Origin of the sequence: Nocardia sp. CDC160, assembly GCF_035818795.1 — a bacterium.
Lineage (GTDB): Bacteria > Actinomycetota > Actinomycetes > Mycobacteriales > Mycobacteriaceae > Nocardia.
In genome coordinates this window covers 1,166,478-1,183,078 of the sequence record NZ_JAYKYT010000003.1, presented here as the reverse complement: position 1 = coordinate 1,183,078, position 16,601 = coordinate 1,166,478, and the positions used below count along the sequence as shown (strand labels likewise).

Annotated in this window: 16 protein-coding genes; 7 read left to right on the top strand and 9 right to left on the bottom strand. The window is 66.5% G+C overall.

The window, feature by feature from the left end; translation table 11 throughout:
• Positions 1 to 28 precede the first annotated feature (28 nt).
• From VMT40_RS20125 to VMT40_RS20110, 4 genes are all read left to right on the top strand, one after another.
• Positions 29 to 1,039 carry a Ppx/GppA phosphatase family protein gene (locus tag VMT40_RS20125; RefSeq protein WP_326359936.1) on the top strand — a complete coding sequence of 337 codons (1,011 nt, stop codon included), beginning with the start codon at positions 29 to 31 and terminating at the stop codon, positions 1,037 to 1,039.
• Between the two features lie 134 nt (positions 1,040 to 1,173).
• Entirely contained in the window at positions 1,174 to 2,640 is a 1,467-nt protein-coding gene (locus VMT40_RS20120) for a peptide MFS transporter (RefSeq protein WP_326359935.1), read from the top strand.
• 171 nt (positions 2,641 to 2,811) lie between these two features.
• Complete coding sequence (locus VMT40_RS20115) at positions 2,812 to 3,180, top strand: nuclear transport factor 2 family protein (protein WP_326359934.1); 369 nt, start codon at positions 2,812 to 2,814, stop codon at positions 3,178 to 3,180.
• Positions 3,181 to 3,220: 40 nt separating this feature from the next.
• Positions 3,221 to 4,039 (top strand): alpha/beta fold hydrolase, encoded by an 819-nt coding sequence (locus tag VMT40_RS20110; RefSeq protein ID WP_326359933.1) that lies wholly within the window; start codon positions 3,221 to 3,223, stop codon positions 4,037 to 4,039.
• 4 nt (positions 4,040 to 4,043) lie between these two features.
• Here VMT40_RS20110 and VMT40_RS20105 read toward each other — a convergent pair whose 3' ends face one another.
• Positions 4,044 to 6,854 carry a helix-turn-helix transcriptional regulator gene (locus VMT40_RS20105; RefSeq protein ID WP_326359932.1) on the bottom strand — a complete coding sequence of 937 codons (2,811 nt, stop codon included), beginning with the start codon at positions 6,852 to 6,854 and terminating at the stop codon, positions 4,044 to 4,046.
• A gap of 293 nt (positions 6,855 to 7,147) precedes the next feature.
• Between VMT40_RS20105 and VMT40_RS20100 the strand changes: the two genes are divergently transcribed.
• Positions 7,148 to 8,671 carry an MDR family MFS transporter gene (locus tag VMT40_RS20100; protein ID WP_326359930.1) on the top strand — a complete coding sequence of 508 codons (1,524 nt, stop codon included), beginning with the start codon at positions 7,148 to 7,150 and terminating at the stop codon, positions 8,669 to 8,671.
• Between the two features lie 54 nt (positions 8,672 to 8,725).
• Here VMT40_RS20100 and VMT40_RS20095 read toward each other — a convergent pair whose 3' ends face one another.
• Positions 8,726 to 9,481 (bottom strand): sulfite exporter TauE/SafE family protein, encoded by a 756-nt coding sequence (locus VMT40_RS20095; RefSeq protein ID WP_326359929.1) that lies wholly within the window; start codon positions 9,479 to 9,481, stop codon positions 8,726 to 8,728.
• Positions 9,482 to 9,695: 214 nt separating this feature from the next.
• On the opposite strand from VMT40_RS20095, the gene VMT40_RS20090 reads away from it, so the two are divergent.
• Positions 9,696 to 10,112 carry a nuclear transport factor 2 family protein gene (locus VMT40_RS20090; RefSeq protein WP_326359927.1) on the top strand — a complete coding sequence of 139 codons (417 nt, stop codon included), beginning with the start codon at positions 9,696 to 9,698 and terminating at the stop codon, positions 10,110 to 10,112.
• Positions 10,113 to 10,141: 29 nt separating this feature from the next.
• Here VMT40_RS20090 and VMT40_RS20085 read toward each other — a convergent pair whose 3' ends face one another.
• From VMT40_RS20085 to VMT40_RS20075, 3 genes are all read right to left on the bottom strand, one after another.
• The gene (locus tag VMT40_RS20085) at positions 10,142 to 10,570 is read right to left on the bottom strand and encodes a hypothetical protein (protein ID WP_326359926.1); all 429 of its coding nucleotides are present in this window, start codon (positions 10,568 to 10,570) and stop codon (positions 10,142 to 10,144) included.
• Between the two features lie 214 nt (positions 10,571 to 10,784).
• Complete coding sequence (locus tag VMT40_RS20080; RefSeq protein ID WP_326359924.1) at positions 10,785 to 11,540, bottom strand: MBL fold metallo-hydrolase; 756 nt, start codon at positions 11,538 to 11,540, stop codon at positions 10,785 to 10,787.
• An 11-nt stretch (positions 11,541 to 11,551) separates the two neighbouring features.
• Entirely contained in the window at positions 11,552 to 12,346 is a 795-nt protein-coding gene (locus VMT40_RS20075) for an alpha/beta fold hydrolase (RefSeq protein WP_326359923.1), read from the bottom strand.
• Between the two features lie 91 nt (positions 12,347 to 12,437).
• Here VMT40_RS20075 and VMT40_RS20070 point away from each other — a divergent pair, with 91 nt between their 5' ends.
• Positions 12,438 to 12,863, top strand: coding sequence for a MarR family winged helix-turn-helix transcriptional regulator (locus VMT40_RS20070; protein ID WP_326359921.1), 426 nt, complete (start codon positions 12,438 to 12,440; stop codon positions 12,861 to 12,863).
• Positions 12,864 to 12,976: 113 nt separating this feature from the next.
• On the opposite strand, the gene VMT40_RS20065 is transcribed toward VMT40_RS20070, so the two are convergent.
• The 4 genes from VMT40_RS20065 to VMT40_RS20050 form a co-directional block, all read right to left on the bottom strand.
• Positions 12,977 to 13,855: an NAD-dependent epimerase/dehydratase family protein gene (locus tag VMT40_RS20065; RefSeq protein WP_326359920.1), complete on the bottom strand. Its 879-nt coding sequence runs from the start codon at positions 13,853 to 13,855 to the stop codon at positions 12,977 to 12,979.
• 897 nt (positions 13,856 to 14,752) lie between these two features.
• Positions 14,753 to 15,601 (bottom strand): helix-turn-helix domain-containing protein, encoded by an 849-nt coding sequence (locus tag VMT40_RS20060; RefSeq protein WP_326359919.1) that lies wholly within the window; start codon positions 15,599 to 15,601, stop codon positions 14,753 to 14,755.
• On the bottom strand, positions 15,598 to 16,095 hold the full coding sequence (locus VMT40_RS20055; protein ID WP_326360270.1) for a DUF6879 family protein: 498 nt from the start codon (positions 16,093 to 16,095) through the stop codon (positions 15,598 to 15,600). The genes VMT40_RS20060 and VMT40_RS20055 overlap by 4 nt, the downstream gene beginning before the upstream one ends.
• Before the next feature lie 16 nt (positions 16,096 to 16,111).
• A complete protein-coding gene (locus VMT40_RS20050; protein WP_326359918.1) occupies positions 16,112 to 16,438 on the bottom strand; it encodes a hypothetical protein in 327 nt (108 codons plus the stop codon).
• Positions 16,439 to 16,601: the final 163 nt, after the last annotated feature.

Below are 16,601 nucleotides of genomic sequence, written 5' to 3'. Positions count from 1 at the left end.
CAGCAGCAAAGGAATTCAGGGGTCAGCAATGAGTGAGGCAGAGTTCGCGCAGGGTTCGGCGGCTTCCGTCCCGGCCGAGGGCCACGAGCGGATCGCGGCGGTGGACTGCGGGACCAACTCCATCCGATTGCTGATCGCCGATGTCGCGCACGACGATTCGGGTCGGCCCAAGCTCACCGACGTGCATCGGGAGATGCGGATCGTGCGGTTGGGGCAGGGGGTGGACGCCACCGGTGCGCTGCATCCCGAAGCGATCGAACGGACTCGGGTGGCGCTGCACGATTACGTGGATCTCATGCTCGAGCACGGGGTTTCGCGGGTGCGGATGGTCGCCACCTCGGCGACGCGAGACGCCTCGAACCGCGAGGACTTCTTCACCATGACCGGCGTCGAGCTGGGTCGGGTGGTGGCCGGATCGCAGGCCGAGGTCATTACCGGTGACGAGGAGGCGCGGCTCTCGTTCGCCGGTGCCGTCGGTGAACTGTCCAGTGCCGCAGGGCCTTTCGTGGTCGTCGATCTGGGTGGCGGCTCCACCGAGGTGGTGCTGGGCGATGCCTCCGGGGTGCAGTCCGCCTACTCGGCCGACATCGGTTGTGTACGCATCACCGAGCGCTGCCTGCACGGCAATCCGCCCACTCGCGAGGAGGTCGCCTCGGCGCGATTCTTCGCCTCGGAGCGGCTGGCCCAGGCCTTCGGCGTGGTGCCGGTGGAGCGGGCGCACACCTGGGTGGGCGTGGCCGGAACCATGACCACCATCGCGGCGGTCTCGCTGGATCTGCCCGAATACGATTCGGAGAAGGTGCATCTCACCCGGCTGCCGCTGGAACAACTGCGCGCGGTCTGCGATCGGCTGATCGGCATGAATCACGACGAGCGTGCCGCGCTGGGTCCCATGCACCCGGGTCGGGTGGATGTGATCGGCGGTGGCGCGGTGATTGCCGAAGTGCTGGCCGATGAGCTGGCCCGCCGGGCCGGGATTACCGAACTGATCGTCAGCGAACATGACATCCTGGACGGCATCGCGCTCTCGATCGCCTGACAAGGCCGCTGCTCAAACCCGATTGAGGGCATTTGTCCCCCATCCCGGTCATCCTGAGCTTTCCCTGAGCAATTGTGACGTAGGTTAACTCCTGAGGTTGCTGTCAGATTGCCCTATATGGGAAGGTCTCCGGTATGTCAGGAGTAGCACACCAAGCGAAACCGGCCACTGAACGAACCCTGTTCGGCCACCCCATCGGTATCGCGAATCTGTTCGGCGTCGAGTTGTGGGAACGATTCTCGTTCTACGGCATGCTCACGATTCTCGGCTACTACCTGTACTACACGGCCTCCGACGGCGGGCTCGGCCTGTCCAAGGCGACCGCCACCGGCATCGTGGGCGCGTACGGCGGTCTGGTCTACCTCTCGACCGTGCTGGGCGCGTGGATCGCGGACCGGATCCTGGGTTCGGAGCGCACGGTCTTCTACGGCGGTGTCGTCGTCATGGCCGGTCACATCGCGCTGGCCGTGCTGCCCGGACTCACCGGTGTCGGCGTCGGTCTGGTGCTGGTCGCGCTGGGCTCGGGCGGGTTGAAGGCGAACGCCTCCTCGCTGCTGGGCACCCTGTACGACAAGGACGATCCGCGCGCGGACGGCGGCTTCACGCTGTTCTATCTGGGCATCAACCTGGGCGCCTTCGCCGGTCCGCTGATCACCGGTCTGCTGCAGGATCACGTCGGCTTCCACTACGGCTTCGGCGCGGCGGCCATCGGTATGGCCATCGGCCTGACCCAGTACGTCATCTTCCGGCGCAACCTCGGCCAGCACGGCCGCGATGTCCCGAACCCGTTGCCGCGCAACGCGATTCCGAAGGTCGTGGCGGCCTTCGCGGCGATTCTCGTGGTGGTCGCCATCGCGTGGGCGACCAAGCTGGTGACGCTGTCCAACCTGCCCGACGCCACCACCGTGGTGATCGTCGCGGCCTCCATCGCCTACTTCGCGATCATGCTGACCAGCGAGAAGGTCACCCCGATCGAGCGCACCCGGGTGCGCGCGTACATGCCGCTGTTCATTGCCAACGCGGTGTTCTGGTCGCTGTTCCAGCAGATCTTCACCGTGCTCGCGGTGTACTCCGATGAGCGCATGAACTGGTCCATCTTCGGCTGGACCGCGCCCTCGAACTGGATCGGTTCGATGGAGCCGGTGTGGATCATCGCGCTCTCGCCGCTGTTCGCCATCATGTGGACCCGGCTGGGCAAGCGCGCCCCGAGCACCCCGCGCAAGTTCGCGCTCGGCGTGGTCGGCATGGGCGCGGCGTTCCTGCTGTTCACCCTGTTCGCGGGCAGCCACGGCAAGTCGGTGTCGTTCGTGATCGTGTTCTTCATCCTGGGCGCGTTCGCGGTCTCGGAGCTCATGCTCTCGCCGATCGGCCTGTCGGTCACGACGAAGCTGGCCCCCAGGGTCTTCCGTTCGCAGATGATGGCGCTGTACTTCTTCTCCGTCGGTATCGGTACCTCGATGTCGGGTGTGCTGTCGAAGTTCTACGACCCCTCGCACGAACTCGCGTACTTCGGCATTACCGGTCTGGTGACGATGGTGGTCGGCGCGATCGTGTGGGGCATCGCCCCGTGGATCAGCCGCCACATGGAGGGCGTGCACTAATCCCGTACGCCGAAGCCGCCGGATCGCTCTCGATTCGGCGGCTTCGCTGTTTTTCGGGACCAGTCGCCGTTTTCGGGGACCGGTCGTCAGTACTTAAGTACGACAGATTCCGCGCCGTCGCGATCTCAATAACGTTCTTCTCATCAAGTTCGCAACACCGAGGAGAACACCATGAGCGACATGAACGAGCTGGTCGAGCGCTACCTGACCGCCTGGAACACCACCGACGCGAGCGCCCGGGCGGCCCTGGTGGCCGAGCTCTTCACCGAGGACGCCGAGTACACCGACCCGCTGGTGTCGGTGCGCGGCCACGCCGGACTCGACGCCACCATCGCCGCGGTCCAGGGTCAGTTCGCGGGGCTGGAATTCAGCCTGGGCGCGCCGGTCGACAGCAACCACCACATCGCGCGTTTCACCTGGCACCTGGGCGCTCCCGGCGCGGAGCCGCTGGTCATCGGCTTCGACGTGGCGGCGGTCGGCGCGGACGGGCGCATCGAGCGCGTCTACGGCTTCCTGGATCAGGTCCCCGCCGGTCTCTGACACCTTCCCCCTGAAACCTTCTCGCACACAGGGATTTCCGATGTTTTTCACCACACCCACCGACGGCACCACTCTCGCCTACGAGGATTACGGCGACGGCCCGGCCATCGTGTTCGTCGCCGGAGCCATGCTCAATACCGATATGTGGGAGTACCAGATTCCCTTCTTCGTCGAGCACGGCTACCGCTGCATCGCCCTGGACCGGCGCGGTCACGGCCGCTCGGACCGGCCGCGCGGCGGCTACGACCTCGACACCACCGCCGATGATCTGGCCGCGCTGCTCGAGCACCTGGACCTGACAGAGGTGACCCTGGTCGGGCATTCCACCGGCGGTGCGGAGATCGCCCGCTACCTGGCCCGGCACGGTGAATCCCGGGTCGCGCGTGTGGCTTTCGTGGCGGCCATCCTGCCGTTCCTGAAGCTGACCGACGACAATCCGGTCGGGGTTCCGGAAGCCATGCTCGAGGAGATGCTGCGCCGGATTCGCGCCGATCGGCCGAAGTGGTTGGCGCGGCAGTCGCAGCTGTACTTCGCCGAGCAGTTCGGCAACGAGGTGTCGCCGGAGATGTCGGATCTCACCTATCGGCAGTGCCTGTCGACCTCGCCGTGGGCTATCCTGAAGATCCAGGAGGCGGTGTTCCACTGCGACAATCGGGAAGCCTTGCGCGGCATCACCGTTCCGGCGCTCATCGTGCACGGCGACGCCGATTTCTCGGCTCCGATCGATATCACCGGTCGGCGCACCGCCGAACTGATGCCCTACGCCGACTACCGCGAATACCCAGCGGCCGGTCACGGTCTCTATGTCACGCATGCCGAGCGGCTCAATGCCGATCTGCTGGAATTCCTGAAGGCGTGATCGGTCAACCGAGCTGGTCGGCAAGGTCTTTCAGCTCGCCTCGGGAAGTGACACCGAGCTTCGGGTAGGCCTTGTACAGGTGGTAGCCGACGGTGCGGTGACTGAGGAACAGTTGGGCGGCGATATCGCGATTGGACAGACCCTGGGCGGCCAGCCGGACGATCTGCAGCTCCTGCGGAGTGAGTCCGGTGGCCGCCCTTCGGGTTTGGACGGGTGTGGTTACCGGGGCTTGGGCGGCTCCGGCGGCGGCGAGTTCGTGGCGGGCGCGCTGGGCCCAAGGGCGCAGGTCGAGGCGTTCGAAGACTTCGAGCGCCTCGTGTAAATGGCTGCGGGCCTCGGCCTTTCGGCGGGCGCGCCGCAGCCATTCGCCGTAGAGCAGTGCGGTGCGGGCGAATTCGGTGGGGCGGGCCTCGCGGTCGTGGGTTTCGATGGCCCGGGTGTAGAGGTCCTCGGCATGGTCCTCGTCGAGCAGGGCGCGGCAGCGCAGGGCGAGGGCGTCGGCCCAGGGCTGGCGGACCGATTCGGCCCAGCCCGCGAAATCCGCGAACGGCCGCGCGGCACGTTCGGGAGCGCCGATTCGGACCGCGGCCTCCACCAGATCGGGGATGGCGCGCGTCGCGCAGATGTGGTGGTTCATCGGCGGTCGGGTCAAGCGCTCGAAGCGCGAGAGCGCGGATTCGGCACGGCCCGCACCGAGTTCCAGCAGCCCCAGCGACCAGTGGGCCCAGGGCGCGCCGGGAGCGATCGCGCCCGGAGTGTCGCCGCCGAGCCCGATGTCGGCATGCGCTCGACACTCGTCTTCGTCGCCGTGCAGGGCGTCCAGATGGGCCAGCGCACTGCTGAGTTGACGCACCCATTGCTGTTGTCCGGTGTCGCGCGCCAGATCTCGGGCTTCGACGACGGTTGTCCGCGCATCGCGGAGTCGGCCGGTGAAGATATCGGCCTCGGCCGCGAAGAACAGGGTGGTCGGCAATCGCCCGGCCGCGCCCGAGGCGCGCTGCCGGGCCGCGATGGTGCGGGCCAGGTCGAAGGCCTGGTCATCCTGGCCGCGCGCCAGCGCGATACCGCAGACGATCAGCTCGACCTGCTCGGAAACATCGCCACGAGAACGGATCTCGCGCAACGTGTCGGTGAGCGCTAGCGGCGTTCCCGGACCCCGATCGAACAGACGGCTGATGAACCGGACGACCGGCGTCACGGCGAGATCATCGGAGAGCCGCAGCCCGCCAAGATGTTTCAGCACGTCGCTCAACTCCGGCTCGCCCAAGTACCAGCCTGTGTGCATGGCCTGCACCAGCATTGCCGCCGCCTGCTCCGGCTCGTTCTCGGCAATGCCCATGGCCGCATCGACCAGCAGGTGGTGCGCCTGCGGAAACTCGCCCTGCCAGAATCTGGCCAGTGCCTGCACCTGAGAGAGCCTGGCCCGCAGCACTTCCGAGTCGGGATGTTCGATGTCCGATGCGGCGTGGCCGGTTTCGCGGGCGGCGAGTTCGAGCTCGCGGGAGGTGCGGCGGGCCAGCTCTCCGGCCTTGGCCACATCACCCGATTCCAGGGCGGCCTGGGCGGCAAGGGCCTGGCGGCGGGTGCGGTCGGCCGGGCGATCGCTGAGGCGGGCCGCGCGATCGTAGGCCGCGGCGGCGGCCCGGTAACCGCCACGTTCGCGGGCGCGAACGGCATTGCGCTCCAGGGCTTCCGCGACCTCGGCATCCGGTCCGATGGTGGCGGCCGCCCGGTGCCAGGCCCGGCGATCGGCCTGGTCCGGCGCGTCCAAGGCATCGGCCAGGGCTCGGTGCACCGCCAAGCGCTGACCCATCGGGGTGCGCTGGTAGACGGCGGCTCGAATCAGTGGGTGGCGGAAGGTGATTCGGGTATCGCTGCCCGGCACGCGCTGTAGCAGACCGGCTGCCTCGGCGGGCGCGAGATCGTCGAGGCCGGTGCCCAGAGCCTCCGCGGCGCGCAGAATGACCGGCAGGTCGCAGCTTTCGTCAATGGCCATGATCGTCAAGGCGGTTTTGGTCGGCTCGGGGAGTCGGCTGATGCGGCCGTGGAAGGCCAGGCGCAGGCGATCGGTGAGGGGCAGCGCGCCCGCGGCGAGGTCGGCGGCGGGTTCGGCCGCCATGGCGAGGGGCAGTTCGCGCAGGGCCAGGGGATTGCCGCGCGCCTCGGCCAGGAGGCGATAGCGCACGGCCGGAGTGAGCGGATGTTCGTCGAGCAGGGCGGCCGATGCCTCGGGTGACAATCCGGTCAGCCGCTGTTCGGGCAGGCCGGTCGCCTCGAACGAACCCTCACCCTCGCGGACGCCGAACAGCAGGGCAATGCCTTCGGCGTGCAGTCGGCGGGCCGCGAACAGCAGCGCCTCCTGCGAGGCGCGGTCCAGCCAGTGCGCGTCATCGACGATGATGAGCAGTCCCTTGCCCTCGGCATGCTCGGTGAGCAGGGACAACACCGCCAGGCCGGTCAGCATGGGCTCGCCGCCACCGGGTCCGAGCCCGAGTGCGCCGGACAGGGCCGCGCGCTGCGGTTCGGGCAGGTCCGGGAGTCGGCCGAGGGCGGGTCGCAGCAGCAATTGCAGTCCGGCGTACGGCAATTCGGCCTCGACCTCGATGCCGGTGCCGCGCAGCAGCGGCAGCCCACCCGCGTGCGCGGCGGCGTAGTCGAGCAGTGCGGTCTTGCCGATTCCGGCTTCGCCGCGCAGTACCAGCGCCGCGCTGTGGCCTTCGCGCGCGCCCTCGATCAGATTGTCGAGCGTTTCCTGCTCACGCTCGCGTCCGCGCAAAGGCGGAACCGCGTCGGCCACGGTCGTTCTCGTATCCATCGACATCCATCATTACCGGTTGGCGAGAACCTGCGCGTGACCTGGCTCACCGAGCGATCTTGAGTGTGGTGATAAGCGCTGCTAGATGCCTGTTTTCGACCCTCTTACCGCCCGTCGTAGGCCCATTAATCGGATGAAATTTGTCGGACCCCGCCGGAATACTGAAGCGCGACCGATGAGTTGAGCGACTTGTCCCCGTCTGTACCGGTGTGGCTCCGGTGCAGCACAGTCGCCGACTCGGTATCGGACCCACGCGTCAACCCCTCGAACACAGAACACCGGAGGTCATTCCGATGCCCGATATATCCGCTAGCTCGACCAAGCAGCGGACGCCGACCGTCATCCGGTTGCTGGTGCTCGCGACCTTCACGGTGATCCTCAACGAGACGATCATGATCAACGCGATTCCGCGGCTCATGACCGATCTGCATGTGAGCGAGCGTTCCGCGCAGTGGGTCTCCACGGCGTTCATGCTGACCATGGCCGCGGTCATCCCGGTCACCGGTTGGTTCCTGCAGCGGGTCTCCACCCGCAACGCCTACGCCCTCGCCATGGGCACCTTCCTCGTCGGTACCGCGCTGGCCGCCATCGCGCCCTCGTTCGGCGTGCTGCTGGTCGGCCGCGTGATCCAGGCGGGCGGCACCGCGGTCATGATGCCGCTGCTGATGACCACGCTGATGACGGTCGTGCCCGAGAACGACCGCGGCCGGGTCATGGGCAATGTCACCCTGGCCATCTCGGTGGCCCCGGCCATGGGTCCGGTCATCTCCGGCCTGGTGCTGCAGATCGCGTCCTGGCGTTGGCTGTTCGTGCTGGTGCTGCCGATCGCCGGTGCGGTGACCGCGCTGGGCCTACGCAAGCTCGAGAATGTCGGTGAGCCGCAGGCCGGTTCGATCGACTGGCTCAGTGTCGTGTTCGCGGCCTTCGGTTTCGGCGGGCTGGTGTACGGCCTGAGCAAGTTCGGTGTGGGCAGCTCCGTCACGCCGTCGCTGATCGTGGCCGGTGGCATCGCGCTGATCGCCGTCTTCGCGTTCCGTCAGATCTCGCTGCAGCGCAAGGGAACTCCGCTGCTGGATCTGCGCGTGCTGCTGGCGCCGACCTACGCCAAGGCGCTGCTGCTGATGGCGGTCGCGTTCCTGGCCATGATGGGCTCGATGATCCTGCTGCCGCTGTACCTGCAGAACCTGCGCGGGCTGAGCCCGCTGGCGACCGGCCTGCTGGTCATGCCGGGTGGTCTGGCCATGGGTCTGCTCGGTCCGACCGTCGGCAAGGTCTTCGACCGGTTCGGTGCCCGCGTGCTGGTGATTCCGGGTGCCATCGGCATCGCGGTCGCGCTCGCCGGATTCACCCAGCTGTCGCTGACCTCGCCGTACGCGCTGCTGGTGGCGTTGCACGTGCTGCTCATGGTGTCGCTGGCCGCGGCCTTCACCCCGGTGTTCACGCTGGGTCTGGGTGCGCTGCCGATGCATCTGTACTCGCACGGTTCGTCCATGCTGGCGACCTTGCAGCAGGTGGCGGCCGCGTTCGGTACCGCCCTCGTGGTGACCGTCATGACCTCCCGGGCGACCCATCTGGCCGAGTCGGGTCACAACCCGCTGGATTCCGCGCTGTCGGGTATGCGGCTGGCGTTCCTGGTGTCGGCGGCGCTGTCGATCATCGTGATCGTCATGGCGGTGCTGCTGCCCAACCGCTCCGACGCTGCGGCGCACGGTGCGGCGGTCGCCGAGGTGGACGCGGTCACGCTGGACGCGGTCGACGAGGCCGAGCTGACCGTGGTGGAAGCCGAGCTGAGCACCGTGGAACTGATCAAGGATTGATGCTCGAACATGAAGGCACCCATGGCTCTTGGGCCGTGGGTGCCTTCGCGTTTTCTACACCGCGAACTTCACCGCGAGCGCGATCCCGCACCCGGCGGCGATGACGCGCAGACTGTTGTGTGGCAGCCGCCGCGCCACCACCGGGCCGACCCGACCGCCCAGCAGGAAGCCCAGGGCGAGGGGTACGACGAAGGCCCAGTGCACCGGGCCGTAGAACGCGAATCCGATCGCGGCCGCGCCATTGGCGCACATCGAGGTCACGCTCTTGACCGCATTGGCGCGCTGCGGCGACCACTCCGGGTACATGGCGGAGATGATCGCGAGGATCAGAATCCCGCCCGCCGCACCGAAATACCCGGCGTAGACGGCGGACGCGAACAGCAGGCCGCCCAGTAGCGCTGTCCGCCAAGCCTTTCCGCTATCGCTCGAATGCCGCCACCGCTTGGCCAAGGTTGGTTGCGCGAGCAGGAACACCGAGGCCCCGCCGATCAGGAACGGCACCACGACCTGAAAGGTCGACGCGGGCGCGACCAGCAGCAGCACCGCGCCGACCGCGCCGCCGACCGCCGCGACCACCCCGAGCCGCAGCACGGTCCGCCGCGTTCCCGCCAACTCCTGTCGCGAGCCCGCGGCCGCGCCGACACCGGTGAAGATCAGCGCCACGGTATTGGTGACATTGGCGGCCACCGGCATCAGACCCATGCCGAGCAGCGCCGGATACGACACCAGCGAGGCCAGGCTGACGAGCACGCTGACCAGCCCGGCCGCGAACCCGACACCGATCAGCTCGGTTGCCTCGAGGGCGGTCACCGCCGCTCACCGGCTCGGAAATCAGGACACCCGGCGCACACCCGGACATCCTACGAATTTGATTCGAGGGGTCGCGGCGGGCCCACCCGCTTCAGTGATAAGCGTTCCTTATCGCTATCGGTGCGAGCTGGCCGTTGGTCCGGCCGGTGTTTTCCAGTGAACTGGTGTCAGCCCGTCGAACGACGGAATCCACAGCCGGACACGAGGACCCGAGATGAGCACCACCGCCGAAACCCGCACCGTAATCGAGAACTACATCCGCGCCCTCCAGAGCGGCGAGGCCGTCGACCGCCGTCACGAATTCTTCACCGAGGACGCCACCTGGACCCTCGCCGGCGACCTCCCGACCTCGGGCACCTGGACCGGCCCCGACGGCATCTTCCACGGCTTCCTCCCCGCCATGCTCGAGCGCTTCGACACCACCCAGCCAATGAGCCAGGAGGTCCGCGCCGTCCTCGCCGACGGCGACCGCGCAGTCGCCGAATGGACCACCCGCGCCACCACCACGGCAGGCGAGCCCTACATCAACGACGTGGTAATCGCCTTCCGCGTCACCAACGGCCGCATCGCCGAGGCCCGCGAATACTTCGACACCGCCTACGCCCGCCGACTCCTGTTCGCCACCAACTGAATCCGCATCCCATCGGCACCAACCACTCGTCAGCCGAGGTGTGGAACGTGCTTTCTCGTGGTGGTAACGGGCGAGTTGGGGGTGAGAGCCAGCACCGTGACGGTGATATCGGTGGGCGAGCCCGACTGGAATTCGGCTGGCTCCCCAAAGATTCGGACAGGATTCACGGTCACCGTCGCCTGCTGGGTCTGCCCGACACAAACAGCGGGCGCAAGCGCAGTCCCATTCACCCCGGGCCCATTGACCCCGGGCGCGACATACGGCGTAGCCAGCACGGTAACCGACAACTCCGCCCCCAACCCCGGCGCACACTGATACGAAATATTCACCACCGCATCCCCATTGAACGCAGCAGCAGTATTGACGGTCAGCCCCGAGTCGGCATGCGCAGTGCCGACGCCGAGGGCCAGAGCAGCGCCAACCGCGCCAAAACCGGTGACAAGCTTGCGGGCGTGCACGATAAGTCCTCGCTCTCAAACGGATCCACTACCGCCCAACCAAACCAACCGCACCGATTTTTTGTCCCGTTTCCCCAAATCGAAGCAATTGCGTGACCTTCCCCACCGAAACCCCTGCCATGACGGGCGGACTGTCGGCTATCGACCGACCTGGGGCACAGGCGTAGGCCGGAACTCGACCGAGTTCCGGCCTACGCCTGTGCCCGTCACGTGGTCATGCGATGTGTACCGGCGTTCCGGGGAGGACCATGCGGACCTCGACGTTCGGTGCTAGGCGGGCGACTGCGTCGGCGTAGTGGCGGGGGTCGTTGTCCGACTTGGTGATCATGCGGTCGCCTAGGCGGCCGCTGTGGAAGGCGTAGTGGTGTGGGATTGCCAGGGTCGGGCGCAGTACGGCGGTCAGGGCGGCGGCCTCTTCGGCATCCATGACGACCTGGCGCATGTTGGCGGGGCGCACGCAGAGGCCGTTGGTTGGCAGGATTGTCAGGTCGAAGTGGCCGAAACGGGTTGGGAGGGTGTCGAGTTCGGGGACTCGTAGTGAATCGCCGCCGAAAAAGACGGTGCGGCCGCCGGATTGGAGCACGAAGGTGACCTCGTGGACGCCGTGCTCGCCGGGCGTGGCCGTCACCCGCAGGTCGCCGACTGTTGTCGACTCCCAGGCTTCGATGGTCCGGAGGTTGCGAAATCCCTTGCGGGCCGCGATGTCCGTTACGGTGCCCGGGCCGATCAGGGGCGTGTCGAGGTCGAAGCCGCCCGCGACCAGTGCGTCCAGGTCGCAGTGGTCATAGTGCTCGTGGCTGATCACCAGGGCGTCGATGCGGCCCAGGCCCGCGACGGTTGCGATGACCGGTTCGCCCGGGTGGTAGGTCGCGGTCTCGGTGAACCACGGATCGGTCAGGACCCGGAGGTCGCCGAATTCGATGAGCTGGCAGGCATGCCCGATGCGGGTCACCGTGAGCGGAGTGGTCATGACCCTGGTCCTTACTTCGAGATCTCGAAGTCGATGATCGCGCCGAGCAGTTCCTCGGGCGTCTCGACCTGCGGCAGGTGGCCGGTGTTGGGCAGCAGTGTGAAGGCCGCGCCGGGAATAGCTGCGGCATAAGCCCTTCCGTACTCCGGGTCGGCCATGCGGTCGCTCTCACCCCACAGCACGTGTACCGGCACGTGGATGTCGGCCAGGCGCGCGGCCAGGGTCGGGTCGGTCATGGCCGGGCCGGTGTAGCCGATCAGCGCCTGCACGTCCGGGCTCGGGCCGGTGCCGCCGTCGGGCGCGACCGGTGCCTTGCTCGGGTCGTGCCAGGACAGTGCGCGGATCTCGTCGATCGACATGCCGCTCACGTCGGTCATCGGGTGGCCCTCGACCTCGATGCCGATACCGTCGATGATCACCGCGCCGCTGACTCGCGGGCTGGCCTGCAGGGCGATCTCGGCGGCCAGCCACCCGCCGAAGGAGTTGCCGATCACGGTCACGTCGGCGAGGTCGAGGCGGTCGAGCAGTGCGACATAGGCGCGCGCCAGGGCGGTGACATCGGTCAGCCCGGCGGCCTTCGGGGTGCCGGAGAAGCCTGGGTGGGTGGGCAGCAGCACGCGGGAGTGGGTGCGCTCGGCCAGCAGGTCGGCGAACCCGGCCATGGTCGGGACTCCGCCGCCGCCGTGCAGCAGCAGGAAGGGCCGGGTGCGGTCGCGATCGGCGACGGTGATCTCGAGATTGCCTGCGAGCGTGTGGGTTTCGGTGACGACGGGCCGGAGGGTGCCGGCCGGAACAGAAGTGCTCATTGTCGTTCTTTCTGCGCTATCAGTGATATAAGAAACCTTATATCAGGAACCTTATATAAGCAACCTGTTTCGATCGGTTAGGATGAGTGACATGACCTATCGCCCGGCCGAGGTGGGCCTATCCGTCAAGCGCCTGCAACACCGTCACCATCGCGCCATGAACCAGGCCCTCGCACCACTGGGTCTGTCCCTGGTGCAGTGGGACACGCTGCGTCACCTGCACCGCAACCCGGATGCCTCGCTCCACGATCTGGCGGTGCTGACCTTCCAGACCGATCAATCCTTCGGCTCGCTGGCCACCCGAATGGCCGATCGCGGCCTGATCGAGCGCATCCCGGGCCCGGGTCGCGCTGTCCGCCACCGCCTTACGGCCGAGGGCGAGCGCCTGCGCGCCGAGGGCCAGGTGATCGCCGACGCGATCCTGAAGGAGTCCTTCCACGGCCTGTCGCCCGCCGAACTCGACCAGCTGGGAACGCTCCTCAACAAAGCCCTCGGCCCCGACGCGGTCCAGCTCTGACCACACTCACCGTCGAAAACACCCCTGGGCATGCAACTTCCAGAGGGGAAACGCTGTCGGTTTCGCGAAAGAGCAGCGACAGCTGGTAGCTCAGGCCCAGACGTACGGAATGTTCATACACCCGCTCCGAATCCCGTTCTCCACGTCGGGAATTGCGGATCCCAGCCCAGCGACCGGGCCAACGTGTTCGTCGCCCCGCGCTCCCAGCCCGCCCGGCCGCTCGACGGCTCGGGCGCCGGCGCGCCGACGGCGGCGGCCAACACCGGAACCCAGTCCCGGGCCGCCGCGGGCTCGTCATCGACGATATTCACCACGCCGTCGGACCATTCCAGTGCGGCCACGGCGGCGCGCGCGGCATCGGCGACATGCACGAACGAGGCGACCGCGGCGTTGGCGGGCAGCCCACCCAGGAACTTCGCCGCGGGATCACTCGAATCCCCGTGCAGCACAGCATCGGCGACTCCACCCCGCCGGTACCAGGTCCCCGGCCCATAGAGCTGCCCGTACCGCAGCATCACGTGGTGTTCGATCTCGGCGACCGTATGCTCCAGTGCCACAATCCCATTCACCGTGGTGAGTCGCGGCTCGTCCGCTCCGAGATCCAACGGCACGGACTCATCTGCCGGTTCGTCCCCCGGTTCGTAAACCCAGGCCACCGATTGCGCCACCATCCGCTCGACTCCCGCGCGCTTGGCGGCATCCACCAAATGCCGTGTGCCTTCCCGTCGAATCCTCCCGTTGTCAGCGGAAGTCCCGCCGCTCAACGAGGTCAACTGATGGATCACCGCATCGGGTGCGGCCGCCGCGACGGCGTCGGCGACGGCCTCGGCATCGAAGACATCGAGCACCACCCCCTCGGCGCCGGCAGCCCGCAGCCGCTCGACCCCTTCCGCTCGTCGAGAGGTCCCGACCACCTGATGCCCGTCACCGATCAGTTGCTCGACAAGAAAGCGTCCGACAGCGCCGGTCGCCCCGGCCACGAATACTCGCATGATCCCTCCTGATGTCCGGATCCACAGTCAACCCAAGACATCCGGACCGAGCAACGCGCTATTTCGCAGCACACCGATAACGAGCGCTTATGGCCTGATCGCCTTTCAGCCGAGGTGGGGGAGGTGCTTTCCCGGGCGCGATCGGCGGTGTCCAATGCGGCACTGAGCAATTCGCGACCATGCTCGACCATCTGCCGTCGCCAGCCGTCCATCCAGCGCATCCCAGAGCATCTCGACAACAAGCCACCGGCCAGCGCCTCCGGAATCAGGGCCTCGTCCCACTCTCTACGCACGCACGGATGCTAAACGGGATCGAGACCTTCGCGCGCAGATGAGATCATCCGCTCATACCGATGAGCCGAAGATCAACCAGCCGAGCCGATCTGAGGTCCAGCGGAACGCACGCAATTGCCGAATGCCGAGTGGCACATCCTGGAGGCTGAAACGGACAAATCCCCTCCAAACTGTGCCACTCGGTGACGAGACCTTCTGTGTTGCTGGGGATTACGAACGGTGGGTGGCAATCGAGCGCATCGGATGATCAGCTCTGGCGGGCATCCTGTCGTGCCGCATACAAGGCTGTTCCGGTCTGCCCGGCCGCAGCTGGTCGGATGTGCCATCACGGGCCTCGGCTGCGAGGATTCGCGGCATGATCTGGCCGATGCCGATACCCGCCGGTCGACTCGACGACGGCGGGGGTGTCGCTGCGTTTGTATTCCTCCACCGACGCTGAACGGATGCCGGTCGACGTCCGGTTGTTTCTCACCCAGGTTGGGTGAACCACATCCTGATGCGCACCGGTGTACGCAGCAGGCGGTATCAGGCCCCTCTGGGCCGTGTCATGCCACAGTGACCCGAATTGCTGGTTGGCAGAGCAGGCGATCCCCATCATCAGGCTTATGAGCTGGACTGGTCGCTTCGCCTGCTGATGGCTGCGCGGATCAGCGTCCGGGCTGCATCTCCCGTAACCGCCTGGCTCGCGAGAAGTTCAAATGCGCGGCTGAACGCGGCCACTTCCCGGGGCTGTGTGGTTGTCATGGCGGCGGTCACGCCTTCGGCAACGACAAGCCGGTTGTCGTAGATGACGAAATTCGTTGGTGAGACTAGGTATTGGGACATCATTGGGACGATTCCCAGCAGGGCACGAGGTAGAGACATTGCTGTCATCAGGCGATCCAGTTGGCCGTACATTACGCCGTCGTCGCCCACGGTCGTATAGAGCGCCTGCTCTCCGATGAGGTAGTGGACGCGCCGCTTTCCTCGGTACAGGTACTGCTGTTGCCGCTCCATGCGTGCGGCCACTGCTTCCTCTGCGTCGTTCGGCGTCTGATTGAACTCCGCCACGCGGTGGAACATGGCCTCGGCGTATTCGGGTGTGTGAAGAAGTCCAGGGATCAGGGCGGGGTCGTAACCGCGGATCAGGCTGGTCTCCGACTCGATTTGACTGACTTGCTGCTGCACTCGGCGCATGCCGGTTCCGAGCGAACGCCGCCATTCGAGGTGGGCGGCATCGATATTGCGGAGGGTGGCGACAAGATCCGATACGTGCCCCTCGGCGGCGGTGTGCTCGCACCACGTTCGTATGTCGTCCTCGGTCGGCGTCTGCTTGCCATACTCGATCTTCGAGACCTTCGAAGGATGCCAGGACGCCAAGTCGGCAAGCTGACGGCCGGATAGACCAGCATCCCTGCGAAGGTCTCGAAGTTGTTGCCCGAGCGCCTCCCGAGCTTTGTGGACGTTGGTCACGCAGTGACGGTAGTCCGGCGGTACTCGGCGTAGGGGATCGCTTTCCGCCACACCGCGTCGCGAACCTGCGCACATCGCTCCACTAATGCCGGGTCGGTCGTTACTGCTGCCCCAGCCGCCGCACCATCAGGGGTGAACAGCGTGTACGCGACGGTGCTGTCATCGAACAGCCAATAGTCGTCGGTTGTCAGGTCGTCGGCATCGACAAGATGACGCGGTAGGTACCGGATGTCCTCGCCTGCTTCGATATTCATCGGCGACACCACCAAACTCCAGCGGACGTAGTCAACGTGCGGCACTGTCACCACCCGCGCCCGCGTGAAAACGACTCCGCGCTCGGTTGATTCACGGACAAGCTCGAACCAGCCTTGCAGCCACGCATAGTCATCCGTCTCGCCGCTCAGGAACTTCTGGAACGGCTCCGATTCCTCCGGAGTCTCGTACACGTCTTGCACTTCGAGGTGAAACGCCGACCTCTGGCACGACCGGAACATGTCCGTGAACGCACGGTCAGTTACGTGGAGCATCGCGACGAATCTCTTTCCCTACGGGAACCTCGATGGCGCGCTCATGAGGCGGAAGATCCATCTGCGCCAACGCTTCCGGGTCGGTCACGGGTTCACCCGTCAGCGTGAACGTACCGTGCCCCGTGTCGTGCAGCAGCGTCCCGAGACAGGTACCGGGTTTGAGGAACGCGAGTAGGGGATGGGGAATTTCGATCAGTTCGGGCTGGTCGGGTACCCGCCAGCCCTGGGTCACGTAGGTGTCCCGATCCGAGGCCCACAGTGTGGGGGAATGGTCGCCCTGGGTGTTCTTGCCGAGGAATTGCAGCAACATGGCGTGCCTCCGTAGGAGAGTTCCAGACTCTCAGTATGACGAGAAATACCTCGCACAATCGCCAAATTTTGAAGCAATCTCAAGCAATCTCCTGTTCTTGCAACAGCTCTCGTCCCTAGCGTCATGACCAGGTGCTCAGGGGCGGCCGATCGTCGTGACCTCC